This window comes from Bradyrhizobium sp. Tv2a-2 (genome assembly GCF_000472425.1).
Classification (GTDB): domain Bacteria; phylum Pseudomonadota; class Alphaproteobacteria; order Rhizobiales; family Xanthobacteraceae; genus Bradyrhizobium.
The window spans coordinates 26,032-50,760 of record NZ_AXAI01000012.1 but is presented as its reverse complement, the minus strand read 5'-3'; the positions used below and the strand labels follow the sequence as shown (position 1 = coordinate 50,760).

Here is a 24,729-nt window from a genome sequence, read left to right as displayed (position 1 = left end):
AATGTTTTACTGGTTGATCGAGCTCTCCAATACGTTTCCGCCAGGTTTCGGCTGGCTGCGCACGCTGCTGAATGTTTTTCGCTACATCACTTTTCGCACCGGCGGCGCGGTGGCCACTGGCGCCCTGTTCGTGTTCCTGTTCGGGCCCTGGATCATCGACCACTTGCGCATCCGCCAGGGCAAGGGCCAGCCGATCCGCACCGACGGCCCGCAATCCCATCTCATGAAGAAGGGCACGCCCACCATGGGCGGGCTGATGATCCTCTCGGGCCTCGTCGTCTCGACCGTGCTGTGGGCCAATCCGCTCAACCCCTATGTCTGGATCGTGCTAGCGGTAACTCTCGGCTTCGGTTTCGTCGGCTTCTATGATGACTATCTGAAGGTGACCAAGCAGACCTCCAGCGGCTTTGGCGGCCGTATCCGCCTCTTGCTGGAGGGGCTGATCGCACTCGCTGCCTGCTACGCGCTGGTCAAGCTCGGGCGCGATGCGGCGTCGACCTCGCTGGCGATTCCCTTCTTCAAGGATTTGGTGCTCAATTTCGGCTGGTTTTTCGTGATCTTCGGTGCCTTTGTCATTGTCGGCGCGGGCAATGCGGTCAATCTCACCGACGGTCTTGATGGACTCGCTATCGTGCCCGTGATGATTGCCTCCGCAAGCTTCGGCCTGATCGCCTATCTCGCCGGCAACGCCGTGTTCGCGGACTATCTGCAGATCAACTATGTCGCCGGCACCGGCGAGCTCGCGGTGCTGACCGGCGCGGTGCTCGGCGCCGGCCTGGGCTTCCTCTGGTTCAACGCACCGCCGGCCTCGATCTTCATGGGCGACACCGGCTCGCTCGCACTCGGCGGCATGCTCGGCTCCATCGCGGTTGCGGTGAAGCACGAGATCGTGCTCGCCGTGATCGGCGGCCTGTTCGTGCTGGAGGCGGTCTCCGTGATCGTGCAGGTGGCTTCCTTCAAGCTCACCGGAAAGCGTATCTTCAGGATGGCGCCGATCCATCACCATTTCGAACAGCTGGGCTGGACCGAGCCGCAGATCGTGATCCGCTTCTGGATCATCTCCGTGATGCTCGCACTCGCCGGCCTCTCCACGCTGAAGCTGCGGTGACGGTCTTGTTCCCACAAAATCGTCATTCCGGAAACCGCGCAGCGGTTATCCGGAATCTCGAGATTCCGGGTTCACGCTTCGCGTGCCCCGGAATGACGGGAGCTTGACATGATTCCGGTCACATCCTTCGCCGGCAAGAGAATCGCGGTATTCGGCCTCGGCGGGTCCGGGCTTGCCAGCGCCCGTGCGCTCAAGGCGGGCGGTGCCGATGTCATCGCCGGTGACGATGGCGCCGACAAGCTCGCGGAAGCTGCGGCTGCCGGCATAGCGACCGCCGACCTGCGCACGATCTCGTGGTCCGGCATTTCGGCGCTGGTGCTCACGCCCGGCGCGCCGCTCACTCATCCCGCGCCGCATTGGAGCGTTTTGCTTGCGCGCGCGGCGGGCGTCGAGGTGATCGGCGATATCGAACTGTTCTGCCGCGAGCGGCGCCGCCACGCGCCGGATGCGCCCTTTGTTGCGATCACCGGCACCAATGGCAAGTCCACCACGACCGCGCTGATTGCGCATCTGATGCGCGTCGCGGACTACGACACCCAGATGGGCGGCAATATCGGCACCGCGATCCTGTCGCTGGAACCGCCGCGCAAGGGCCGCGTGCATGTGATCGAGATGTCGTCATATCAGATCGATCTCACGCCCTCGCTCGATCCGAACGTCGGCATCCTCATTAACCTCAGCGAAGACCATATCGACCGCCACGGCACCATGGCGCATTACGCGGAGGTGAAGGAGCGGCTGGTGGCGGGCGTGCAACCGCAGGGCACCGCCATCGTCGGCGTCGACGACGGTTTCTGCCGCGACATCGCCGATCGGCTGGAGCGGGCGGGCAAACGCGTGGTGCGCATTTCGGTGAAGCGCCCGCTGCCCGACGGCATCTATGTCGAGCATGAGACCATCCTGCGAGCCTCGGGCGGCGCGCGCAGCGAGATCGGACGGATCGGTGGCATCGGCTCGCTGCGCGGATTGCACAATGCGCAGAACGCGGCCTGTGCCGCGGCTTGCGCGCTCGCGCTGGGTCTCGCGTCCGATACGTTGCAGGCGGGCCTGCGCAGCTTCCCGGGACTGGCGCACCGCATGGAGCAGGTCGGACGAATCGGCGATGTGCTGTTCGTCAACGATTCCAAGGGCACCAATGCGGATGCCACCGCGCACGCGCTGTCGTCGTTTCCCGACATTTTCTGGATCGCCGGCGGCAAGGCCAAGCAGGGCGGCATCACGAGTCTCACCGGCTATTTTCCGCGCATCCGAAAAGCGTATCTGATCGGCGAGGCCGCAAAGGAGTTTTCGGCAACTCTCGGCGAGCAGGTGCCTCACGAGACCAGCGAAACGCTCGATGTCGCGGTGGCGAACGCCGCACGCGATGCAGCGGCCGCCGGCTTGAAGGAGGCGGTCGTGCTGTTGTCGCCAGCCTGCGCCTCGTTCGACCAGTACCGCAATTTCGAAATCCGCGGCGCGAAGTTCCGCGACCTGGTCAATGCGTTGCCGGGCGTGAAGCCGGTGGTGTGAACCGACTTCTCCACTGTCATCGCCCGCGCAGGCGGGCGATCCAGTATTCCAGAGGACTATCGGGGGAACGACTCCCGCCACGGCTTACTGGATGCCCCGCATGCGCGGGGCATGACCAGCATTTATGGGGCTGATGGCGTGCCTCCCTCAAAAGACAATCATTCCCTTAACCCTTCGGAAACCAACATCGGCCACCAATGGGGCTTACCCTTGGTCTTGCCCTTGTCTTGGGACCGCCAGATGCTTTCCCGCGAAGAACGCAATCCCCTGTCCGACTGGTGGTGGACCGTCGACCGGCCGCTCCTGGGAGTGATCATCGCGCTGATGCTGAGCGGCGTCATCCTGTCGCTGGCGGCGAGTCCGCCGGTCGCAACCAGGATCGGGCTCGATCCCTTCCATTTCTTCAACCACCACGTCCTGTTCCTGCTGCCGTCCTTTGTCGTGATGATCGGCGTGTCCTTCCTGTCGCCGCGGCAGATCCGACGCAGTGCGCTGATCGTGTTCGCTGTCTCGATCGCGCTGATCGTGGTGACGCTGCTGATCGGTCCCGAGGTGAAGGGCTCGCGACGCTGGATCACACTCGCCGGGGTCAACATCCAGGCTTCCGAAGCCGCAAAACCGAGTTTTGTCGTGGTCGCGGCCTGGCTGTTCTCGGAATCGGCGAAGCGGCCGGAAATGCCGGCGACCTCGATGGCGCTGGTGCTTTTGATGATGCTGGTCTCGCTGCTGGTGATGGAGCCCGACTTCGGCCAGACCATGCTGATCTCGATGGTGTGGGGGGCGCTGTTCTTCATCGCGGGCATGCGCATGATCTGGGTGTTTGGGCTCGCGGGCGTGGCCAGCGCCGGCCTGTTCGGCGCCTATCTCTTGGTCCCGCATGTCGCCGGTCGCATCAAGCGCTTCATGAATCCGGCCTCTGGCGACACCTTCCAGGTTGACACCGCGATGGAGGCCTTCTCCAACGGCGGCTGGTTCGGGCTCGGGCCCGGCGAGGGCATCGCCAAGCGCAATTTGCCTGACAGCCACACCGACTTCGTCTTTGCGGTAGCGGCGGAGGAGTTCGGCATCGTGCTGTGCCTTGCGCTGCTCGCACTGTTCGCCTTTGTCGTGATCCGCACGCTGACGCGCGCCTATCGCAACGAGGACATGTTCGCGCGCTTTGCGGCCTCGGGGCTCGCGATCCTGTTCGGCGTGCAGGCCGCGATCAACATGTCGGTCAATCTGCAGCTGATCCCGGCCAAGGGCATGACCTTGCCCTTCATCTCCTATGGCGGCTCCTCCATCGTCTCGCTCGCCTATGGGGTCGGCATGATGCTGGCGCTGACGCGGATGCGGCCACAGACCGAGGTTGCCGTCGAGGCCGGCGCGCTACGGAGTTATGCGTAATTTACTTTCCGTCATTCCGGGGCGCCTCGAAGAGGCGAACCCGGAATCTCGAGATTTCCGGGTTCGTCGCTGGCGCGTCGCCCCGGAATGACGCTAGTACCCACGCCGCCTCAGCCTCGCCTTGACGACGCTTTCGCTGTAAACACTCCGCCCCATGAACACCACAGCGCCCCTGATTTTGCTGGCCGCGGGCGGCACCGGCGGCCATCTGTTTCCGGCCGAAGCGCTTGGCGTGGAACTGATGAGGCGCGGCTTGCGCGTTCGCCTGGTCACCGACTCCCGCGCCGTGCGTTATAGCGGGCTGTTCTCCCGGGACATGATCGATGTTGTTGCGAGCGAAACCGTGCGCGGCCGCTCGCCCATTCAGTTCGGCCGCACAAGCCTGATGCTCGCGCTGGGAACAGTGATGGGATTGAGGTTGATGCGCCGGCTGCGGCCCGCGGCCGTGGTCGGCTTCGGCGGCTATCCGACCGTGCCGCCGCTGCTGGCAGCGCGGCTGGCGCATATCCCGAGCGTCATTCACGATGCGAACGCGGTGCTCGGCCGGGCCAACCGGTTTCTGTCGCGCCATGCGGATGCGATCGCCACGTCCCTGCCTGGCGTGCTCGACCGTGACCGCGCGCTTGCCGGCAAGACCACGACCGTCGGCACGCCGATGCGTCCGGCAATTCTGGCGGCCGCGTCCACGCCATATGCGCCGCCTGATCCGACCGGGCCGTTCCGCCTGCTGGTGGTCGGCGGCAGCCAGGGCGCGCGGGTGATGAGCGATATCGTGCCGGGCGCCATCGAACGGCTGGAGCCATCGCTTTGGAAACGCCTGATCCTGACCCAGCAGGTGCGCGAGGAGGACATGACGCGGGTCCGCGCCATCTATGACCGGCTCAAGATTCATGCCGAGCTTGCGCCGTTCTTCACCGATCTGCCGGCACGGCTTGCCGCCAACCATCTCGTGGTGTCGCGCTCCGGCGCCGGCACGGTCGCAGAACTCGCCGCGATCGGCCGGCCCGCGATCCTGGTGCCGCTCCCGGGCTCGATCGACCAGGACCAGTTCGCCAATGCGGGCGTGCTGGCCGAGGCGGGGGGCGGCCTACGGATCGCGCAGACCGATTTCACGTCCGATCGGCTGGCCGCTGAAATCTCGGGTCTTGCCGCCGAGCCCGGCCGTCTGGGAACCATGGCCAAAGCCGCCCGCAGCGCCGGTCGGCTCGATGCCGCCGAGCGGCTGGCCGATCTGGTGGTGAAAGTGGCCGGGATTTAGGCGAAAAGCCGCAAATATTCGTGCCCGCCCGTCATGCCCGGGCTTGTCCCGGCCATCCTCGTCTTGCAAGAAGGGTCGAAGATTCGTGGATGCCCGGGACACGCCCAGGCATGACCGGAGAACACGAGGCGCCTGATGAGACTGCCGCGCGAGATCGGACCCATCCACTTCGTCGGGATCGGCGGCATCGGCATGAGCGGAATTGCCGAAGTGCTGGTCAATCTCGGCTACACGGTGCAGGGATCGGACGCCTCCGAGAACGCCAACGTCGCGCGGCTGCGCGGCCATGGCGTCAAGGTCTCCATCGGGCACAAGGCCGACAATGTCGATGGCGCCGAGGTTATGGTGGTGTCGACCGCGATCAAGCGCGACAATCCGGAACTGATGGCCGCGCGGGCGCAGCGCATCCCGGTCGTGCGCCGCGCCGAGATGCTCGCCGAGCTGATGCGGCTGAAAAGCTGCGTCGCGATCTCCGGCACCCACGGCAAGACCACGACGACCTCGATGGTTGCGACACTGCTCGACGCCGGCGGCCTCGATCCCACCGTGGTCAATGGCGGCATCATCAATGCGTACGGCACCAATGCGCGGTTGGGCGCCGGCGACTGGATGGTGGTGGAAGCCGACGAAAGCGATGGCACGTTCCTGAAACTGCCGGCGGATATCGCCATCGTCACCAATGTCGACCCTGAACATCTCGATCACTTCAAGACCTTCGATGCGGTCCAGGACGCGTTCCGCACTTTCGTCGAGAACGTGCCGTTCTATGGCTTTGCCGTGATGTGCATCGATCATCCCATCGTGCAGAGCCTGGTCGGCAAGATCGAGGACCGCCGCATCATCACTTATGGCGAGAACCCGCAGGCCGATGCGCGCCTGGTCGGGCTGACGTCGGGCGGCGGCAGTTCGCAATTCAAGGTCGCGATCCGTAACCGCAAGACCGGCGCAACGCACGAGATCAAGGACATCGTGCTGCCGATGCCGGGACGGCACAACGCCTCCAACGCGACAGCAGCGATTGCGGTAGCGCACGAGCTCGGCATTTCCGACGATGCGATCCGCAAGGCGATCGCCTCCTTCGGCGGCGTGAAGCGGCGCTTCACCAAGACGGGCGAATGGAACGGCGTCGCCATCATCGACGATTACGGCCATCACCCCGTGGAGATCGCGGCCGTGCTCAAGGCGGCGCGCGATTCCTATAATGGCAGGGTCATCGCCGTGGTGCAGCCGCATCGCTACACGCGCCTGCAGTCGCTGTTCGAGGAGTTCTGCACCTGCTTCAACGATGCCGACGCGGTCGTTGTTGCCGAGGTCTATCCGGCCGGAGAGGCGCCGATCGAAGGCATCGATCGCGACCACTTCGTGGAGGGTTTGCGCGCGCATGGCCACCGCGACGTGATCCCGCTGCCAAAGGCCGCTGATCTTGCCGGCATCGTCAAGGGCCTTGCGAAACCGGGCGATCTGGTCGTTTGTCTCGGCGCCGGCAACATCACGCAATGGGCGTATGCGCTGCCCGGCGAATTGAAGGCGCTGGGATGAGCGCGGGCTTCCCCGATATCACGCCGCAACTCAAGGCCGCGATGCCGGATTTGCGCGGGCGTCTGCTCGCCAATGAAAGCCTTGCAGCCCTCACCTGGTTTCGGGTCGGCGGCCCGGCGCAGGTCCTGTTCACGCCGGCCGATGAAGACGATCTCGGCTATTTCCTGAAGAACCTTCCGCTTGAACTGCCCGTCTATGTGGTCGGCGTCGGCTCCAATCTGATCGTGCGCGACGGCGGCGTCGAGGGCGTGGTCATTCGGCTCTCGCCGCGCGCTTTTGGCGAGGTCAGCGCGCAAGGCGATATCGTGACCGCGGGCGCTGCGGCGCTGGACAAGCGCGTCGCGGAGACCGCGGCATCCGCCAATATCGGCGGTCTGGAATTCTATTTCGGCATTCCCGGAACCATCGGCGGCGCGCTGCGCATGAACGCCGGCGCCAATGGCGGCGAGACCAGGGACGTGCTGCTTGAGGCCACCGGCATAGATCGCGGGGGCAACAAGCAAATCTTCTCCAATGCCGACATGAAGTTCGTCTACCGCGCAAACGGCATCGATCCCTCGATCATTTTCACCTCTGCGCGCTTTCGCGGAACGCTTGCCGCACCCGAAGCGATCCGCGCGCGGATGGCCGAGGTGCAGACTCACCGCGAGACGGCGCAGCCGATCCGCGAAAAGACCGGCGGGTCGACCTTCAAGAATCCACCTGGCAACAGCGCGTGGATGCTGGTCGATGCGGCCGGCTGCCGCGGCTTGCGGCTGGGTGGCGCGCAAGTGTCGGACATGCACTGCAATTTCCTGATCAACACCGGCGACGCCACCGCTGAGGACATCGAGATGCTCGGCGAGACCGTGCGCAAACGCGTCAAGGAAAATTCCGGAATCGAGCTACAGTGGGAAATCAAGCGGATCGGGGTTTCTCGATAATGGTCATTCCGGGGCGCGCGCGAACTCGGAATCTAGAGGTTGTGGCGCGAGATTTCCGGGTTCGCCTCTTTCGAGGCGCCCCGGAATGACGTGGAGAGAGCGGACAGGAAATAAAATAAATGACGCGCATCACCATACTGTTCGGCGGCACCAACAAGGAGCGCTTGGTCTCGGTTGCCTCGGCGCAGGCGCTGCATGAAGCGCTGCCGGAGGCTGACCTCTGGTTCTGGGATGCCGACGACAGCGTGCATGAAACGAGCGGCAAGGCGCTGCTCGCGCATGCGCGTCCGTTCGAAGACCCGTTCAAGCCCGATCGATCCCGCATCGGTCGTTCGATCGACGAGGCGATGGATCAGGCGAAGGTTGACGGACGTCTGTTGGTGCTTGGCCTGCACGGCGGCCGTGCCGAGAACGGCGAGTTGCAGGCGATGTGCGAGACCCGCGGCGTTCCCTTCACCGGCTCGGGCTCGGCCGCCTCGCATCTCGCCTTCGACAAGGTTGCGGCCAAGCGTTTTGCGGCGATCGCGGGCGTACACTCGCCAATAGGCGTGACGCTTGCGGACATCGAGTCGGCCTTTGCCACGCATGGCAAGCTGATTGCCAAGCCGCAGCGCGACGGCTCGAGCTACGGGCTGATCTTCGTCAATTCCGCCCAGGACATCATCGCCGTCCGCAATGCCGCCAGGCACGAGGACTATGTTATCGAGCCATTCGTCTCAGGCACCGAAGCGACCTGCGGTGTGCTGGAGCAGGCAGACGGAGCTGAAATCGCGCTGCCGCCGATCGAGATCATTCCGGCCGATGGCGGCTTCGGCTTCGACTACCGGGCGAAATATCTGGCCAAGGCGACCCAGGAGATCTGTCCGGGCCGCTTTAGCGCCGACATCAGCGCCGCGATCATGGAGCAGTCGTTGCGCGCCCATCGTGGACTGTCCTGCCGCGGCTATTCCCGCTCCGACTTCATTGTCTCCGCCAACGGCCCGGTCTATCTCGAGACCAATACGCTGCCGGGCCTGACCAGGGCCTCGCTCCTTCCCAAGGCCTTGAAGGCGCAGGGCATCGAGTTTGTCGATTTCCTGCACCAACAGATTGCGCTCGCAAAGGCGCGCGCGTCCCGATAGTAGCCGGAGCTTTGCGGCGTGGTCCGGGCGGTTTTCCGAACCGGATAGGTAAAATCCTTAAGGATTTGCGGCAAACATCTCGCAGATCAGGGGAAAAAGCGTCCTACCCCCCTTACTTTTACCCTTTGTTTACCAGGAAGTCCGAAGGTTAACGCTGGCGGCGCATGTGGCGCTTGGCTGCCGGGCGTGAGTTGTCGCGGGTTTTTCCGCGCCTGACACCGCACAAGGGGAAAAAAGGCCTCTTCTGCAACACGTTAGCCCGGCACAACCAGGCTCTGCCTGCGCAACCTCGCGTAATGTTTGAGAGCTCGTGCAATGGATGGCGCAGGACGCCTTGCCCGATCGGATCGATCGCAAAGGCCCCGGGTTAATTTGGGAGCGGCCGCTTACGGCGCGCTGATCTTGCTGCGCGAGCGCGTCGCTGCGTGCCTCGTCGCATTCAAGAAGCCGGTCAAGGCTGCAAAGCCCGCGATCGAGCGCGAGCCGCCGCCGCGCCTGATCGCCTGGATCGAGCGCCATGTGCCCCGGCGCGCGGGGCTTGCCGCCACGCTTGCGCTGCTCGCCAGCAGCGCCTGGCTCGGCATCGTCAAGGGTGGCCATCTCGAGGATTTCACCACCGCGCTCAGCGACACGCGCAACGCGCTGGCGAACTCGGCCGGCTTCCGCATCACCTCGGTCGTCATCAACGGCCGCAAGCAGCTGACCCAGGACGAGGTGCTCGGGGTCGGCGGCGTGAACGGCCGCTCCTCGCTTCTGTTCCTGGATGCGGCCGCCGTGCGCGACCGGCTGAAGGCCAATCCCTGGATCGCGGATGCGACCGTGCTCAAATTCTATCCCGGCCAGCTCCAGATCGACCTGGTCGAGCGCACGGCATTTGCGCTCTGGCAAGAGGACAAGCGGCTCTCCGTCATCGCCGACGACGGCGCCGTGCTCGAGCCCTATCTCTCGCGCCGCTTCCTGTCTTTGCCGCTCGTGGTCGGCAAGGGCGCCGAAACCCATGCGCGGGATTTCCTGGCGCTGCTTGCTCGCTATCCGCAGGTGCACGCCGTGACCAAGGCCGTGATTTTCGTCGGTGAGCGGCGCTGGAATTTGCGCACCAAGGATGGCCTCGACATCCGCCTGCCCGAGCATGACGTCGGCAATGCGCTTGCCGAATTGAGTCGGCTCGACAAGGAGGAAAAACTGTTCTCCCGCGACATCGTCGCCGTCGACATGCGCCTGCCCGACCGGTTGGTGGTGCAGCTGTCGGACGACGCGGCGAAGGCGCGCGAAAAGCTCTACGACGACAAGAAGCTCAAGAAAAAGGCCGGTGATGCATGAGCGGCCTCGATCGCGCCCAGACCCCGAAGACCCGCCCGATGCCGCATAAGCGCACGGCGTTGGTCGCCTCGCTCGACGTCGGCACCAGCAAGATCGCCTGCATGATCGCGCGGCTGAAGCCGTGCCCGCCGAGCGACGCCTTTCGCGGCCGCAGCCATGCGGCCGAGCTGATCGGTTACAGCCAGATCCAGTCCCGCGGCGTCAAGGCCGGCGCCGTGGTCGATCTCAATGAATGCGAGCAGGTGGTGCGCCAGGCGGTGTCGCTCGCCGAACGCATGGCCAAGGTTCGCGTCGAGTCCGTGCTGCTGTCGGTCGCGGGCGGACGGCTGCAGGGCCACATGATCGAGGCCGCGACCGACATTCGCGGCGGCGCGGTGACCGCAGCCGATGTCGCCCGTCTCACCTCGACCGGCATGCATCACGCGACCGGCATCGGCCGCACCGTGCTGCATGCGCTGCCGGTCGGCTACTCGCTGGACGGGGTCAAGGGTGTGCGCGACCCCAAGGGCATGCTGGCGCGCCAGTTCGGCGTTGACATGAATGTCGTAACCGCGGACGCGACGGTGGCGCGGAACCTGATGCTGGTGGTCGAGCGCTGCCACCTCAATGTCGAGGCCATGGCGGCGAGCTCCTATGTGGCGGGCCTGTCGGTGCTGACCGACGACGAGTCGGATCTTGGCGCCGCCGTGGTCGAAATGGGGGCGGGCACCACCACCATCGCGATCTATTCGGGCGGCCGCTTCATCCACGCCTCGGGTTTTGCGGTCGGCGGCCAGCACATCACCATGGATCTTGCACGCGGGCTCTCGGCATGCATTGCGGATGCCGAGCGAATCAAGACGTTATATGGCACCGTGCTGACCGGCGGGTCCGACGCGCGTGAGTTGATGTCCGTGCCGACGGCCGGGGACAACGAGCCAGATGTTCCGCAGATCGTGTCTCGCGCCACGATCGGCAACATCGTTCGGCATCGCGCCGAGGAGATTTTTGAGATGGTCCGGGACCGGCTTGCGGAGTCTCCCTTTGCGGCGGAACCGAAGGCGCGCGTCGTATTGAGCGGCGGCGCTGCGCAGCTCACCGGGCTTGTCGAGCTGGCGACCCGGATCCTGAACCGTCCGGTGCGGCTCGGCCGCCCGCTTGGTTTCGGTCGCCTGCCCAATGAAGCGAAGACGGCGTCCTTCGCGGTTCCGGCGGGCCTCCTGATCTACCCGCAATACGCTCATCTTGAACACGTCGAACCGCGGCATACGCGGCAGCTCAGGACAGGGACTGACGGCTATTTCGGAAAGGTCGGACGATGGCTTCGCGAGGGCTTCTGATGGCTTTGTTCCGGCACCTTCCCATTCAACCAACATCCGCGGCCGCTGGCCGTGGTGAACCCACGTGCACGTGATCGAGAGGCAACCATGGCACTCAATATTTCTCCCCCTGACATCCACGAGTTGAAGCCGCGGATCACCGTGTTCGGCGTCGGCGGTGCGGGCGGCAATGCCGTCAACAACATGATCACCGCGGGGCTCCAGGGGGTCGACTTCGTCGTCGCCAACACCGATGCGCAGGCGCTGACGATGTCGAAGGCGCAGCGCATCGTCCAGATGGGCACACAGGTGACGCAGGGGCTGGGTGCCGGTTCGCAGCCGGATGTCGGCGCTGCCGCGGCCCAGGAGGTGATCGACGAACTCCGCGATCATCTCTCCGGCGCCAACATGGTGTTCGTCACGGCCGGAATGGGCGGCGGTACGGGCACGGGCGCTGCTCCCGTGATTGCCAAGACCGCGCGCGAAATGGGCATCCTCACGGTGGGCGTGGTGACGAAGCCTTTCCACTTCGAAGGCGCGCGCCGCATGCGCACCGCGGAATCGGGCATCTCCGAGCTGCACAAGGTGGTGGATACGCTCCTGATCATCCCGAACCAGAACCTGTTCCGGGTCGCCAATGAGAAGACCACCTTTGCCGACGCCTTCGCGATGGCAGACCAGGTGCTCTACTCGGGCGTGGCCTGCATCACCGACCTGATGGTCAAGGAAGGCTTGATCAACCTCGACTTCGCCGACGTCCGCGCCGTGATGCGCGAGATGGGCAAGGCGATGATGGGCACCGGCGAAGCCTCCGGCGAGAAGCGTGCGCTGACCGCAGCCGAAGCTGCGATTGCCAATCCGCTGATCGACGATTCCTCGATGAAGGGCGCCAAGGGCCTCCTGATCTCGATCACCGGCGGCAAGGACCTGACCCTGTTCGAGGTCGACGAGGCCGCGACCCGGATTCGCGAGGAGGTCGACCAGGATGCCAACATCATCGTCGGCGCGACCTTCGATGAGGCGCTCGACGGCATCATCCGCGTCTCCGTGGTGGCGACCGGCATCGAGCAGTCGCAGATCGCAAGCCGCATCGCGCCGCAGTCGGCGCCGCAGCAGGCTCCGGCGGTCGCCCCCAATGGCGGCGTCGCGGAAAACCGCCTGGCCGACCTGACGGCACGGCTTCGCGCCGACAATCAGCGTCTTGCCGAGCGTGCGGCCAAGCTGGAAGCCCAGATCCCGGCCGCTCCCATCGCCGCGCCTGCGCGTCCCGCCCCCAATGTCGAGCGCGCTGCGCTTGCTGCGATCGCCGCGGCCGTCTCGCCGGAAGCTCCGATGGCCCAGGCGCCGGTCCAGCCGGCCTCCTATGGCGACGTCACGGTGCGCCCGATTCCGCAAAAGCCGTCGCTGTTCCCGGAACCCGATGTGGCGCGTGCCGAGATGCATGAGCCGATGGCGCCGGAAACTTTCATTCCGCAGGCCGCGGAGAAGGCGCCGCTCCGCGCACCGCGGATGCCCAAGTTCGAGGAACTGCCGATGCCGGCCCAGGCCGAGATTCGCCAGGCTCGCGGCGAGGCTGAAGAGGAGCATCCGCAAAAGAGCAAGCTGTCGCTGTTGCAGCGGCTGGCCAATGTCGGCCTTGGCCGCCGCGACGAGGAGAACGAGCCCCCGATCACCCCCCGCGCCGCCGGCCCCGCCATGCCGCCGCTGCCGGATCGGCGCGCGCAGCGTAGCGTGCAGCAGCAAATCGCAGCCAGCGAGCCGGTATCGGAGTATGCGCGTCGGCCCGCGCCGCAAGGTTTGGACCCCCATGGCCGCCAGGCACCTGTTGCCGCGCCGCCACAGGGAGACGACCATCTTGATATCCCAGCCTTCCTTCGCCGGCAGGCAACCTGAGAATTGTTACAATAGAGGCTGTGGAAAAGGTCCCGGTGGGTAGCTGCCGGGACCTCTTCTTTTAACCTTAGGTCAGTATCGAAGATTCCATCAAGCAACTGATTTTAAACGATTAATTATTATTTGCTGATTGAATGGCGGAGCCGGAAGCGTGTCCAAAGTCTCCGCAATTGGTTTAAGACTTGGCGCGAATACGGCAGAGATAGGGTAACAATCGGTAAAGAACCGTGAGTTGGCGCTGTTTGGGGCAGCGATTATCGTCTGCACGTGATTTGGGGATGCCTAGGGTTCGAAAAGCGGCGGAAACGCTGTGGGGATTGGGCTCTTAGGTTAAGTTGTGGTGGGCGGGTTTCCAATGAAGTTTGGCCGGCAGACAACGCTTCGTGCGCAAGCCACCGTAACTGGCGTCGGTGTTCATTCCGGTTCTCCTGTTAGTCTGACCATTGGGCCTGCATCGATCGATGCGGGTTATGTTTTTATCCGCGCCGGCTTTGATGGCCGCGACCGCGAGATCCGCGCCACCGCCGATTCCGTCATCGCCACCGAATTCGCCACCGTCCTGGGCGAGCGCGACAAGCCGCTGGTTTCGACCGCCGAGCATGTGCTGGCTGCGCTGCGGGGGATGGGCGTCGACAACGCCACCATCGAAATCGACGGCCCGGAAGTTCCGATCATGGACGGCAGCGCGGCCCCTTTCGTCACCGCAATCGACCAGGCCGGCATTGTCGCGCAATCGGCGCCGCGCCGCTTCATTCAGGTCCTGAAGACCGTAAAGGTCGCGATGGGCCAGTGCTTCGGGGAACTGCGGCCGTACGCGTCCGGGTTCCGCGCCGAGGTCGAGATCGACTTCAAAAATCCCGTGATCGGTCGCCAAAGCTACAGCCTCGATCTGAGCCCTGAAGGCTTCCGCCGCGAGCTTTCCCGCGCCCGCACCTTTGGCTTCATGAACGACGTCGCGCGCCTGTGGAGCCAAGGCTTCTCGCTCGGCGCTTCCTTCGAGAACTCGATGGTGTTCGATGATGAGCGCCTGCTCAATCCGGAAGGGCTGCGCTACGCCGACGAATGTGTACGCCACAAGACCCTCGATGCGATCGGCGATCTCGCGCTGGCAGGCAAGCCGTTGCTTGGCGCCTTCCGTTCGTTCCGTGGCGGCCACAAGCTCAACCATGCCGTGCTGACTGCGCTTCTTGCCGACCGTACCGCCTGGCGCTTGGTCGATGGCGAAACCGCCCGCCGCACCCGCAATGCCGCGGAAGCGGGCCGTGGCATGGCCGCGGGCATGGTCGCGCCGGCCTATGGGCCGAACGTGTCCTAAAGGCCTTTGATCTGCCTGTCAGGGCATCATTTTCGAATCCCGTTAAGTCAGCCGTGATGCTGTGCGCCCAATGGCGCCGCCTTAATCCGGGCGAAATGCGTCCCTATGCGGTTGTTTAATGGAACTTTTTGGCTACACAGGCCCGCGCCGCGAGGCTTCAGGTCGGGAGCAATCGGCAACGCGGGCGTTTTCGGACCGCGGCGAGCGGCAGGCACCGCAGAATACAGGCGTCAGGTTCTAGATGTCGGCACACCGTGTAATGCGTGAACACCGCACGCTCTCGGCCACGCTTCGCCAGCTTCGTCTGGCCGGCGCGCTGATCCTGCTTGCGATTCCCTTGAGCGGATGCGGCACCGGTGCGCTCTGGGACAAGTTCTTGGCCAAGGACGAGACCTTCGTCGATGAGCCCGCGGACAAGCTCTACAATGAGGGCTTGTACCTGATGAACCAGAAGAAGGATCCGAAAGCGGCTTCCAAGAAATTCGAGGAGGTCGACCGCGAGCATCCTTATTCCGACTGGGCCCGCAAATCGCTTCTGATGTCGGCCTATGCGTTCTACCAGGCGGGCGACTACGACAACTGCATCGGCTCTGCGACGCGCTATGTGACGCTGCATCCCGGAAGCTCCGATGCGGCTTACGCGCAGTACCTGATAGCAGCTTCGCACTACGACCAGATCCCGGATATTTCGCGCGACCAGAACCGCACTGAGAAAGCGATCGCGGCGCTGGAAGAGGTGGTCCGCAAATATCCGACGTCGGAATATTCGGTCACTGCCAAGGCCAAGCTGCAGGCCGCGCGCGACCAGCTCGCCGGCAAGGAAATGGACGTCGGCCGTTACTACATGTCGAAGCGCGACTACGCGGCCGCCATCAACCGCTTCAAGAGCGTGGTCACGCAGTACCAGACCACCCGTGAGGTCGAGGAAGCGTTGTTCCGACTCACCGAGGCCTATATGGCCATCGGCATTGTCGGCGAAGCGCAGACCGCGGCCGCCGTGCTCGGGCACAATTTTCCCGACAGCCGCTGGTACCAGGACGCTTACAATCTTGTAAAATCCGGCGGTAGTGAGCCGACCGAGAATCAGGGATCCTGGATCAGCCGGGCCTTCAAGAAAGTGGGCTTGGCTCGTGATTGAGCATGATATTTTCGGAGCACCGCGGCGCAATTTGCGCTAGCGCTGCGGGTCCGGATCATGCTCAAAGGTTCCGGATGCGAGGTTCGCCCGATATCGCTACACTAGACGATACGTTCGAATCTCCCAGGGAATCTGCTCTCCATGCTGGCTCGTCTGTCGATCCGCGACATCGTCCTGATCGAGCGGCTGGATATCGAATTTTCCAAGGGCCTCGCGGTCCTGACCGGCGAGACCGGTGCGGGTAAATCCATCCTGCTCGATGCCTTCGCGCTGGCGCTCGGCGGCCGCGGCGACGGGAGCCTGGTGCGCCACGGCGCGGAGCAGGGCCAGGTAACGGCCACCTTCGACGTGCCGAAGAACCATCCGGCGACCGCGATCCTCGCCGACAATGGGCTGGAGGACACCGGCGAGATGATCCTGCGCCGCGTGCAACTCGCCGACGGCCGCACCCGCGCCTTCATCAATGACCAGGCGATCAGCGTGCAGACCCTGAAGGCGGTCGGCGCGACACTCGTCGAAATCCACGGTCAGCATGACGAACGCGCGCTGGTCGATGCCGCAACTCATCGCCGCCTGCTGGATGCCTTTGCGGGCCTGGAGAAGGACGTCGCTGCGCTGGAGCGGCTCTGGGAGACTCGCCGCACCGCGAATAGCGCGCTCGACGTGCATCGCGCCTCGATGGAGCGCGCCGCACGCGAGGCGGACTATCTGCGCCATGCCTCGGACGAGTTGAAGGCGCTGGCGCCGAAGGAGGGCGAGGAGACCCAGCTCGCCGGGCGGCGCACCGTGATGATGCAGGGCGAGAAGATCGCAGCCGATTTGCGCGAGGCGCAGGATGCTGTCGGCGGCGATCATTCGCCGATCGCGGCACTATCGGCCGCGGTGCGCCGGCTGGAGCGCCGCGCCGCCAATTCGCCGGCGCTGGTCGAGCCGGCGGTCAAGGCCATCGACACCGCGATCAATGCGCTGGAGGAAGCCGATCAGCATCTCTCCGCTGCGCTGGCCGCCGCCGATTTCGATCCGCTGGAGCTGGAGCGCATCGAGGAGCGGCTGTTTGCGCTGCGCGCCGCCTCGCGCAAATATTCGACGCCGGTCGATCATCTCGCGGCGCTCGCCGCCAAATACGCCTCCGACGTCGCGCTGGTCGACGCCGGCGCGGAGCGATTGAAGAAGCTGGAGGCGGCCGCTGAAGAAGCAGACCGCCATTTCCGCACGGCCGCGGCAAAGCTTTCTGCGGCGCGCGCGAAATCGGCGGACAAGCTCAACAAGGCCGTCAATGCCGAGCTTGCGCCGCTCAAGCTCGATCGCGCCAAATTCATGACCCAGGTCGAGACTGACGAGACCTCGCCGGGACCGCAGGGTTTTGACCGCGTCGAGTTCTGGGTCCAGACCAATCCGGGCACCAGGCCGGGCCCCTTGATGAAGGTTGCTTCCGGCGGCGAACTGTCGCGCTTCCTGCTGGCGCTGAAGGTCGTGCTATCCGATCGCGGTTCGGCACCGACGCTCGTGTTCGACGAAATAGACACCGGCGTCGGCGGCGCGGTCGCGGATGCCATCGGCGCGCGGCTCGCGCGTCTTGCCAGCCAAGTGCAGGTGATGGCGGTGACGCACGCGCCGCAGGTTGCAGCGCGCGCCGACCAGCATTTCCTCATCTCCAAGGATGCGCTCGACAAGGGCAAGCGCGTCGCCACCCGCGTTAACGCGCTCGCCGCCGATCACCGCCGCGAGGAGATCGCCCGCATGCTCGCCGGCGCCGAGATCACCGCCGAAGCCCGCGCCGCCGCGGACCGGCTGCTAAGGGCGGCGAGCTAGGCGCCGTCATTCCGGGGCGATGCGAAGCATCGAACCCGGAATCTCGAGATTTTCAGGTGCGCAATTGCGTACCACAGTTCAGTCCTTCAGATCGCCCCGAAATGAGCTCTTATCTGCAGATCGACTCGTACAGATCGTCCCACTCAGGATTTTGCATTTCGATCAATTCGACCTTCCAGCTGCGCTTCCACTTCTTGAGCTCTTTCTCGCGGGTAATGGCGTTGGTCGGATCATCGTAGATCTCGAACCAAACCAGCCGCGTGATATTGTATTTGGAGGTGAAGCCCGGGGCTGCTTTGATGCGATGCTCGTAGATCCGACGAATAATATCGTTTGTCACGCCAATATAGATCGCCCCATCCTTCCGGCTTGCCAGGATGTATACATGGTGCGCCATGGTGGTGCCCCAAACCTCTAGATTCCGGGTTCGGTCCTTCGGACCGCCCCGGAATGACGAACCATATTACAAGCGCGAATGATGGCCAGAGCAGCAAAAGCAAAGACCCTCCCCGACGTCGCCGACCTCACCAAGGCGCAGGCGAGGACCGAATGGAAGCGGTTGGCGCTGGAGCTCGAGGAGCATGACCGGCTCTACTACCAGGAAGACGCGCCGAAGGTATCGGACGCCGAATATGACGCGGTGCGTCAGCGCTTCAACGCCATCGAGAAGCGCTTTCCGGAATTCGTCACCGCGGAATCGCCGTCGCAGAAGGTCGGCGCCGCGCCCTCAGGCCGGTTCAAGAAGGTGCGCCATGCGGTGCCGATGCTTTCGCTCGACAACGCCTTTGCCGAAGAGGACGTGCGCGACTTCGTCGCCCGCATCGCCCGCTTCCTGAAGCTTGCCGACGACAGGATCGATTTCTCCGCCGAGCCCAAGATCGACGGCCTGTCGATGTCCTTGCGCTATGAGGGCGGTGAATTGGTCACGGCCGCGACCCGCGGCGACGGCGCCGAGGGCGAGGACGTCACCGCCAATATCCGCACGCTCGAAGACGTGCCGCAGAAGCTCAAAGGACGCAACGTGCCCGATATCTGCGAGGTGCGCGGCGAGGTCTACATGACCAAGAAGGCCTTCCTCGCGCTCAACGAGCGCCAGAAGGCCGCGGACGACACCATCTTTGCCAATCCGCGCAATTCGGCCGCGGGATCGTTGCGGCAGAAGGACCCGTCGATCACCGCTTCGCGCCCGCTCGGATTCTTCGCCTACGCCTGGGGGCAGATGAGCGCGATGCCGGAAGCGACACAGACCGGCATGATCCACTGGTTCGAGCGCTGCGGCTTCAAGACCAATCCGCTGACAAAACTCTGCCATTCGGTCGACGAGCTGCTCGCCTTCCATCGCAAGATCGAGGAGCAGCGCGCCGAGCTCGATTACGACATCGACGGCGTCGTCTACAAGGTCGACCGCATCGACTGGCAGGAGCGGCTCGGCTTCGTCTCGCGCACGCCGCGCTGGGGGATCGCGCATAAATTCCCCGCCGAGCGCGCCATGACCGTGCTCCGCGACATCGAGATCCAGGTCGGCCGCACCGGCTCGTTCACGCCGGTCGGCAAGCTCGAGCCGGTCGGGGTCGGCGGCGTCATTGTCCAGAACGTGACGCTGCATAACGAGGATTACATCAAGGGCGTCGGCAACAAGGGCGAGGTGTTGCGCGAGGGGCGCGATATCAGGATCGGCGACACCGTGGTGGTGCAGCGTGCCGGCGACGTGATCCCGCAGGTCGTCGATGTCGTCATCGACAAGCGGCCAAAGGAGGCAAAGGAGTTTCATTTTCCCAGGAAGTGCCCGTGCCCGCTGCACACCGATGTCGTGCGCGAGGAGACCGCGGCTGGCGAAGAGGGCTCACGCGCGCGTTGCACCGGCGAGTTCGCCTGTCCCTACCAGAAGATCCAGCATCTTTTGCTATTCGTCTCGCGCCGCGCCTTTGACATCGATGGTCTTGGCGAGAAGCAGCTTCAATATTTCTTTGATGAGGAGTGGGTGAGGGAGCCCGCCGACATCTTCACACTGCAAAAGCGTAACAACAAGCTCAAGCTCGAGGACATCGAAGGCTACGGCGAAACCTCGGTGCGTAACCTCTTCGCTGCGATCGAGGCGCGGCGGCGGATCGCGCTGGAGCGGTTCATCTATGCGCTCGGCATGCGCCATGTCGGCGAAACGACAGCGCTGGCGCTGGCGCGCGGCTACGGCTCATGGGACGCCTTCCATGACGCTTGCCTCAAGGTCGCCAAGGGCGACGAGGAGGCGATCGCGGAAATGGATGCGCTGGACCAGATCGGCGACACCGTGATCCAGAGCATTTCCGCCTATTTCGGCGAAAGCCACAACCGCGGCATCGTCGAGCGGCTGAAGAAAGAGGTCGATGTTCTCGACGCCGAGAAGCCCAAGAGCAATTCAGCCATCGCCGGCAAGACGGTGGTGTTCACGGGCTCGCTGGAGAAGATGACGCGCGACGAAGCCAAGGCAATGGCCGAACGCCTCGGCGCCAAGGCGGCCGGCTCGGTCTCGAAGAAGACGGATTATGTCGTCGCCGGCCCGGGTGCGGGCTCCAAGCTTGCCGAAGCGCAGAAGCACGGCGTGACGGTGATGACCGAAGACGAGTGGCTGAAGCTCGTGGGGGAGTGAGTTTCCCCCGTCATTGCGAGGAGCCGACGGGTCCGGCCTATCGGCCGGCCCGACGACAGGCTCCGCGACGAAGCAATCCAGACCGTCGCCGCGAAGGCAGTCTGGATTGCTTCGCCTCGCTCGCAATGACGGCACGGCGGGCTTTCCCTCACACCACCCCCGGCTTCCTTCTCGGCACAATGAAAACCATCGTCGACGCGCAGGCCGCTGACAGAACCAGGATCGCTGCCGTCAGCGGCAGCGTGGATGTGAAATGGCCGCCGAGAAAGGCGCCGAGCTGCGAGACCAGCGAGCCCAACCCCATCTGCAGGAATCCCATCGCGCCGGAGGCGGTGCCGGCGGCTTCGGGGCGGATGCTGATGGCACCGGCCGCGGAGTTCGACATCACGAAGGCATTGGCGAACATCACGATCATCTGCGTGCCGAACAGCCATGACGGCGCGTCGTTGATGCCAAGGAGGCTCCAGATGAAATTCAGCGAGCTGCCGGCAACCTGCAGCGCAAGCCCGAACCAGATCAATTTCTCCAGCCGATGGCGCGGTCCGAGGCGCACGCAGAACACATTGCCAATCAGATAGGCGAAGGCGGTGGTCGCAAACCAGGCGCCATATTCGGCGCTGGAGCGTCCCATCTGCGTCACCACGATATAGGGTCCGCCGCCCGCGAAAGCGAAGATGATCTGCGAGGCCAGCACCTGGCATAGCATGTAACCGACAAAGGCACGGCTGGAGAGCAGCTTGCCGACATCGCCGCGAAAGCCGCGCTCGCCCGAGCCCTCGCGCCGTGTTTCCGGCAGCGCCAGCGCAATGCCAATCGTGGTCGACAGCGCAAGCGCCGTGATCAGATAGAGGATGGCGCGCCAGCCGAACGCGGTCTCGATCAGCCCGCCGGTCAGGGGGCTCAGCATCTGCGCGATCATCATCACCGCAATCACGAGCGAGATCATGGCGCCGATCCGCTCGCGCGGATAAAGGTCGCGAATGATGGCGCGGCTGATCACCATGCCGGACGCGCCGCCGAGTGCCTGCAGGAAGCGCGCCGCGATCAGCTGCGGCAGCGATTGCGCAAAGATGCCGCCAATGGAAGCCGCAACCATCAGGCCGAGGCCTGCAAGCAGTACCGGCCGCCGGCCGAAGCGGTCGGACAGCGGGCCCATCACGATCTGCGAGCAGGCGATGCCGACCATGTAGAGCGACACCGTCATCTGTGCGACGGAGATGTCGTTGTTGTACGTCGTGGCGAGCAACGGCAGCGCCGGCACCAGCAGATAGAGCGAGATCGGCGCCACGCCCGTCATGACGACGAGCAGCATCAGCATGACGCGCGGGCCCGCAAGCCGCTTGTCCGGCGCCACCTCCGACTGTTTTCCCATCACTCCATGCATGCCGCGACAAATCCGATTCCATCCGTGCCACGGACTGTAGCGTCGCGCCATGCGGCGAATACGGATGTTTCGGCATGCGGCCATGCCGCCAGCGGGGCTGTTATGATTTCGTGACGCGAAACGCGGCAGCAGAGGCACAGAGTGTTGTCACACACGCGGTGGTCATCACCCGCGAAAGCGGGTGATCCAGTATTCCAGAGACCGGAATTGTTTGCGCTGGTCATTCCGGGGCGATGCGGAGCATCGAACCCGGAATCTCGAGCCGCAAACCCTGCATCTCGCGCCACAACTTCTAGATTCCGGGTTCGCGCTGCGCGCGCCCCGGAATGACGGACTGCTTGGCTGCGAGTTACTTGACGGCGAGCGGCGCCGTGGCCTGATCCAGCCACGCCTTCGTCGCGTCATCCAGTTGGCCGCGCACCTCGCGCGCCACCCTTGCGTGGTACGCATTCAGCCAATCGATTTCCGCAGGGCTCAACAGGCTCACATCGATCAGGCGGCGATCGATCGGTGCCAGCGTCAGCGTCTCGAAACGGTTCATCGGCTTCTCAGCGCCTGCGATGTCGGCCGCGACCACGAGCTCCAGATTTTCGATCCGGATGCCGTAGCCGTCGGTCTTGTAGTAGCCGGGCTCGTTGGACAGGATCATGCCGCGCTTGAGCGGCGTGCTGCCGAGCTTGGAGATGCGCGCCGGCCCCTCGTGCACCGAGAGATAGCTGCCGACGCCGTGCCCGGTACCGTGCTCGAAATCGAGCCCGGCCTGCCAGAGGAATTGCCGCGCAAAGCTGTCGAGCTGTGCGCCGGTGGTGCCGTCGGGAAACACCGCGCGCGCAATCGCAATATGCCCGCGCAGCACGCGGGTGAAGCGGTCGCGCATCTCGGCCGTGGGCTCTCCGACCGCCATCGTGCGCGTGACGTCGGTGGTGCCGTCCTCGTATTGCGCGCCGGAATCGACCAGCAGGAGATCGCCCAGCTGGATGCGCCGGTTGCTCTTGCGGGTGACGCGGTAATGAACGATGGCACCGTTCGGGCCGGTGCTTGATATCGTCGGGAATGACACGTCCTTCAGCGCGCCGGTGTCGCGGCGGAAGGTTTCCAAGGCCTCGACCGCGTCGATCTCGGTGAGCCGGCCCTTCGGCGCCTCGCGATCGATGAAGGCAAGGAACCGCGCCAGCGCCACAGCGTCGCGGCGGTGCGCGGCGCGCGTGCCCTCGATTTCGGTCCCGTTCTTCACCGCCTTTAGCAGGCTCACCGGATCGGCGCCGCGCACGACCTTGCCGCCGGCATCGGTGATCAGCCGGTTCAGTGCATCCGCAGCGGTCGCGGAATCGAGCGCGACCCTGGCGCCACGCTTCGAAAGCGTGGTGAGCTCGCTTGCCAGCGCGTCCGGCTGCCGCACATCGGCGCTTTGCTCGAGATGGTCGCGCGTGGTGTTCGACAGCTTGCGGTGATCGATGAAGATGGTGGGACGTCCATCCTTCGGCACCAGCGCATAGGAGAGCGGCAGCGGCGTATGCGCGACATCGGCACCGCGGATGTTGAAGGTCCAGGCCACCGCATGGGAATCCGACAGCACCAGTGCGTCGGCGCCGAGCTTGTCGATCTCGCGTTGGATGCGTGACAGTTTTTCCGTTTCCGCTTCACCGGCGAGGCGCAAGGCGTGCACGGAAACTTGCGCGAGCGGCGGGGCCGGGCGCTCGGTCCAGATCGCGTCGAGCGGGTTGGATTCGACCGCGATCAACTCGGCGCCGGCCTTGGCGCAGGCGGCCGCGAGCCGCTCGGCGGCGGCGCTGGTATGCAGCCAAGGATCGTAGCCGAGCCGGTCGCCGGATTTCAGGTGCTGCGACAGCCAGCTTTCCGGCGGCGGGTCGACCAGCGACTCGACCGCCCAGGCCTTGCCGTCAACCTGCTTGGCCGCCTGCAGCGTATAGCGGCCGTCGACGAACAGCGCTGCCTCGCTTGCGAGCACCGCGGCAAGCCCCGCCGAGCCGGTAAAACCGGTGAGCCAGGCCAGCCGTTCGTCCGAGGGCGGGACATATTCGTTCTGCTGCTGATCGGCGCGGGGAACCACAAAGCCGGTCAGTTTCCGCCGCTTCAGCTCCTCGCGAAAGGCTGACAGGCGCGCGGCGAGCGCGACGCCGGTTTCCGGTTCATCAAACGTCTGGAAATGGGCTTCGAACATGATCCGGCAACCTCAGGACTGACAGGACTGCGTCGTCAGGTGCAATTTGGCACAACTTATGGCCGAATGCGCCGACTGCGTTGACGAGGCCAAATGTTTTCTGTCACAGTGCGGTCAAAGAGATAAAGTGAGAATGCAGGGAAACGCCAGGGTGTCTCAACTCAACGACGAGGGGAAACACAATGCCGGTCTTTACGTTTGAGAAGCTTTCGCCGCCGGTTCGGCGTAGTCCCACTGTAGCCGCTGAAAAGAAGCAGCGCAGCCGCCTCGTCCAGCTGCTGGATCGCCTGGCGGAGGCGCGCACCAGGCGGGCCCTGAGCAAGAACAGTCCTGAAGTCGCGGAGCCGCAGAAGCCATTGGAATAGGCTTCAATGGAATAGGCTTCAATTTCCCGCAGGATCTTCGGTTGTCGCTCTTCAGCCGCCGTCCTGGGCAATCGATGTTTTGACGACGCTCGCGCCGATCACGCGCGTCCCTTCCAATTCCCGCACGATGCGTTCGCCTGGGCCGACCACGCCGAGGTCGAATTCGCTTGTTCCGGTAATCAGCGTCATCCGCTGCCCGACGATGACCAGCACCGTGACATCTTCTGCCTCGCCGGCCTGCGCCAGCCGCGCGATCTCGCGGCGGAATGGCTCCTTGCGCCAGGCGTCGGGAAAGCCGGGATCGCAACGGATTTCGATGCCGTCCTCCGACATTGTCAGCACCAGTTTCGACCGGCTCGGCTTCCAATGGTCGCCGAACCACCGGTCGGTAAGCCACAGGCAGCTGTAATTGCGACACTCATCGGGGCGCGTTTCATAGATGAGGCAGCCGCGCCCGGGCTTGCAGTGGCCGCACCAGCTGCCGCCTGGCTTGCCGAGCGCCTCGACCGCCATGACCTTGCAGCAGAGGGTACAGTCCCCGCAACTCCGGTC

19 protein-coding genes are annotated in these 24,729 nt (G+C 64.5%); 15 read left to right on the top strand and 4 right to left on the bottom strand.

The window, feature by feature from the left end; genetic code table 11:
• Nucleotide 1 precedes the first annotated feature (1 nt).
• The 13 genes from mraY to recN all read left to right on the top strand — a co-directional run bounded on the left by mraY (nucleotide 2) and on the right by recN (nucleotide 17,620).
• On the top strand, nucleotides 2-1,108 hold the full coding sequence (gene mraY / locus A3AI_RS0124460) for a phospho-N-acetylmuramoyl-pentapeptide-transferase (RefSeq protein ID WP_024518113.1): 1,107 nt from the start codon (nucleotides 2-4) through the stop codon (nucleotides 1,106-1,108).
• Nucleotides 1,109-1,216: 108 nt separating this feature from the next.
• Nucleotides 1,217-2,617 (top strand): UDP-N-acetylmuramoyl-L-alanine--D-glutamate ligase, encoded by a 1,401-nt coding sequence (murD, locus tag A3AI_RS0124455; RefSeq protein WP_024518112.1) that lies wholly within the window; start codon nucleotides 1,217-1,219, stop codon nucleotides 2,615-2,617.
• Nucleotides 2,618-2,857: 240 nt separating this feature from the next.
• Nucleotides 2,858-4,003: a putative lipid II flippase FtsW gene (ftsW, locus tag A3AI_RS0124450; protein ID WP_024518111.1), complete on the top strand. Its 1,146-nt coding sequence runs from the start codon at nucleotides 2,858-2,860 to the stop codon at nucleotides 4,001-4,003.
• 154 nt (nucleotides 4,004-4,157) lie between these two features.
• Nucleotides 4,158-5,261: an undecaprenyldiphospho-muramoylpentapeptide beta-N-acetylglucosaminyltransferase gene (gene murG, locus A3AI_RS0124445; protein ID WP_024518110.1), complete on the top strand. Its 1,104-nt coding sequence runs from the start codon at nucleotides 4,158-4,160 to the stop codon at nucleotides 5,259-5,261.
• Between the two features lie 135 nt (nucleotides 5,262-5,396).
• Nucleotides 5,397-6,800, top strand: a complete 1,404-nt coding sequence (gene murC / locus A3AI_RS0124440; protein WP_024518109.1) for a UDP-N-acetylmuramate--L-alanine ligase — start codon at nucleotides 5,397-5,399, stop codon at nucleotides 6,798-6,800.
• The gene (gene murB, locus A3AI_RS0124435) at nucleotides 6,797-7,723 is read left to right on the top strand and encodes a UDP-N-acetylmuramate dehydrogenase (RefSeq protein ID WP_024518108.1); all 927 of its coding nucleotides are present in this window, start codon (nucleotides 6,797-6,799) and stop codon (nucleotides 7,721-7,723) included. Before murC ends, murB begins: the two co-directional genes overlap by 4 nt.
• Before the next feature lie 119 nt (nucleotides 7,724-7,842).
• On the top strand, nucleotides 7,843-8,844 hold the full coding sequence (locus tag A3AI_RS0124430; protein WP_024518107.1) for a D-alanine--D-alanine ligase family protein: 1,002 nt from the start codon (nucleotides 7,843-7,845) through the stop codon (nucleotides 8,842-8,844).
• Between the two features lie 315 nt (nucleotides 8,845-9,159).
• Nucleotides 9,160-10,164 (top strand): cell division protein FtsQ/DivIB, encoded by a 1,005-nt coding sequence (locus tag A3AI_RS0124425; protein ID WP_024518106.1) that lies wholly within the window; start codon nucleotides 9,160-9,162, stop codon nucleotides 10,162-10,164.
• On the top strand, nucleotides 10,161-11,483 hold the full coding sequence (ftsA, locus tag A3AI_RS0124420) for a cell division protein FtsA (protein WP_024518105.1): 1,323 nt from the start codon (nucleotides 10,161-10,163) through the stop codon (nucleotides 11,481-11,483). The genes A3AI_RS0124425 and ftsA overlap by 4 nt, the downstream gene beginning before the upstream one ends.
• An 87-nt stretch (nucleotides 11,484-11,570) precedes the next feature.
• Nucleotides 11,571-13,355, top strand: coding sequence for a cell division protein FtsZ (gene ftsZ / locus A3AI_RS0124415; RefSeq protein WP_024518104.1), 1,785 nt, complete (start codon nucleotides 11,571-11,573; stop codon nucleotides 13,353-13,355).
• Between the two features lie 355 nt (nucleotides 13,356-13,710).
• Nucleotides 13,711-14,670, top strand: a complete 960-nt coding sequence (gene lpxC / locus A3AI_RS0124410) for a UDP-3-O-acyl-N-acetylglucosamine deacetylase (protein WP_024518103.1) — start codon at nucleotides 13,711-13,713, stop codon at nucleotides 14,668-14,670.
• Nucleotides 14,671-14,911: 241 nt separating this feature from the next.
• A complete protein-coding gene (locus tag A3AI_RS0124405; RefSeq protein WP_024518102.1) occupies nucleotides 14,912-15,808 on the top strand; it encodes an outer membrane protein assembly factor BamD in 897 nt (298 codons plus the stop codon).
• Between the two features lie 141 nt (nucleotides 15,809-15,949).
• Entirely contained in the window at nucleotides 15,950-17,620 is a 1,671-nt protein-coding gene (recN, locus tag A3AI_RS0124400) for a DNA repair protein RecN (RefSeq protein WP_024518101.1), read from the top strand.
• Between the two features lie 109 nt (nucleotides 17,621-17,729).
• Here the strand turns inward: recN and A3AI_RS0124395 are convergent, their stop codons facing one another.
• A complete protein-coding gene (locus A3AI_RS0124395) occupies nucleotides 17,730-18,017 on the bottom strand; it encodes a GIY-YIG nuclease family protein (RefSeq protein ID WP_024518100.1) in 288 nt (95 codons plus the stop codon).
• Nucleotides 18,018-18,098: 81 nt separating this feature from the next.
• On the opposite strand from A3AI_RS0124395, the gene ligA reads away from it, so the two are divergent.
• Complete coding sequence (gene ligA, locus A3AI_RS0124390; RefSeq protein ID WP_024518099.1) at nucleotides 18,099-20,246, top strand: NAD-dependent DNA ligase LigA; 2,148 nt, start codon at nucleotides 18,099-18,101, stop codon at nucleotides 20,244-20,246.
• Between the two features lie 148 nt (nucleotides 20,247-20,394).
• On the opposite strand, the gene A3AI_RS43385 is transcribed toward ligA, so the two are convergent.
• Nucleotides 20,395-21,630, bottom strand: a complete 1,236-nt coding sequence (locus tag A3AI_RS43385) for a multidrug effflux MFS transporter (RefSeq protein WP_051382484.1) — start codon at nucleotides 21,628-21,630, stop codon at nucleotides 20,395-20,397.
• A gap of 349 nt (nucleotides 21,631-21,979) precedes the next feature.
• On the bottom strand, nucleotides 21,980-23,812 hold the full coding sequence (locus A3AI_RS0124380; RefSeq protein WP_024518098.1) for an aminopeptidase P family protein: 1,833 nt from the start codon (nucleotides 23,810-23,812) through the stop codon (nucleotides 21,980-21,982).
• A 182-nt stretch (nucleotides 23,813-23,994) separates the two neighbouring features.
• On the opposite strand from A3AI_RS0124380, the gene A3AI_RS43380 reads away from it, so the two are divergent.
• Complete coding sequence (locus tag A3AI_RS43380) at nucleotides 23,995-24,177, top strand: hypothetical protein (RefSeq protein ID WP_036049442.1); 183 nt, start codon at nucleotides 23,995-23,997, stop codon at nucleotides 24,175-24,177.
• A 51-nt stretch (nucleotides 24,178-24,228) separates the two neighbouring features.
• Here A3AI_RS43380 and A3AI_RS0124375 read toward each other — a convergent pair whose 3' ends face one another.
• Nucleotides 24,229-24,690: a hypothetical protein gene (locus A3AI_RS0124375; protein ID WP_245286947.1), complete on the bottom strand. Its 462-nt coding sequence runs from the start codon at nucleotides 24,688-24,690 to the stop codon at nucleotides 24,229-24,231.
• Between the last annotated feature and the right edge of the window lie 39 nt (nucleotides 24,691-24,729).

Bases quoted from the DNA above. Each gene is read 5' to 3' on its own strand.
- mraY (WP_024518113.1), top strand. From the start codon at position 2: ATGTTTTACTGGTTGATCGAGCTCTCCAATACGTTTCCGCCAGGTTTC.
- murD (WP_024518112.1), top strand. From the start codon at position 1,217: ATGATTCCGGTCACATCCTTCGCCGGCAAGAGAATCGCGGTATTCGGC.
- ftsW (WP_024518111.1), top strand. From the start codon at position 2,858: ATGCTTTCCCGCGAAGAACGCAATCCCCTGTCCGACTGGTGGTGGACC.
- murG (WP_024518110.1), top strand. From the start codon at position 4,158: ATGAACACCACAGCGCCCCTGATTTTGCTGGCCGCGGGCGGCACCGGC.
- murC (WP_024518109.1), top strand. From the start codon at position 5,397: ATGAGACTGCCGCGCGAGATCGGACCCATCCACTTCGTCGGGATCGGC.
- murB (WP_024518108.1), top strand. From the start codon at position 6,797: ATGAGCGCGGGCTTCCCCGATATCACGCCGCAACTCAAGGCCGCGATG.
- A3AI_RS0124430 (WP_024518107.1), top strand. From the start codon at position 7,843: ATGACGCGCATCACCATACTGTTCGGCGGCACCAACAAGGAGCGCTTG.
- A3AI_RS0124425 (WP_024518106.1), top strand. From the start codon at position 9,160: ATGGATGGCGCAGGACGCCTTGCCCGATCGGATCGATCGCAAAGGCCC.
- ftsA (WP_024518105.1), top strand. From the start codon at position 10,161: ATGAGCGGCCTCGATCGCGCCCAGACCCCGAAGACCCGCCCGATGCCG.
- ftsZ (WP_024518104.1), top strand. From the start codon at position 11,571: ATGGCACTCAATATTTCTCCCCCTGACATCCACGAGTTGAAGCCGCGG.
- lpxC (WP_024518103.1), top strand. From the start codon at position 13,711: ATGAAGTTTGGCCGGCAGACAACGCTTCGTGCGCAAGCCACCGTAACT.
- A3AI_RS0124405 (WP_024518102.1), top strand. From the start codon at position 14,912: ATGTCGGCACACCGTGTAATGCGTGAACACCGCACGCTCTCGGCCACG.
- recN (WP_024518101.1), top strand. From the start codon at position 15,950: ATGCTGGCTCGTCTGTCGATCCGCGACATCGTCCTGATCGAGCGGCTG.
- A3AI_RS0124395 (WP_024518100.1), bottom strand. From the start codon at position 18,017: ATGGCGCACCATGTATACATCCTGGCAAGCCGGAAGGATGGGGCGATC.
- ligA (WP_024518099.1), top strand. From the start codon at position 18,099: ATGGCCAGAGCAGCAAAAGCAAAGACCCTCCCCGACGTCGCCGACCTC.
- A3AI_RS43385 (WP_051382484.1), bottom strand. From the start codon at position 21,630: ATGCATGGAGTGATGGGAAAACAGTCGGAGGTGGCGCCGGACAAGCGG.
- A3AI_RS0124380 (WP_024518098.1), bottom strand. From the start codon at position 23,812: ATGTTCGAAGCCCATTTCCAGACGTTTGATGAACCGGAAACCGGCGTC.
- A3AI_RS43380 (WP_036049442.1), top strand. From the start codon at position 23,995: ATGCCGGTCTTTACGTTTGAGAAGCTTTCGCCGCCGGTTCGGCGTAGT.
- A3AI_RS0124375 (WP_245286947.1), bottom strand. From the start codon at position 24,690: ATGGCGGTCGAGGCGCTCGGCAAGCCAGGCGGCAGCTGGTGCGGCCAC.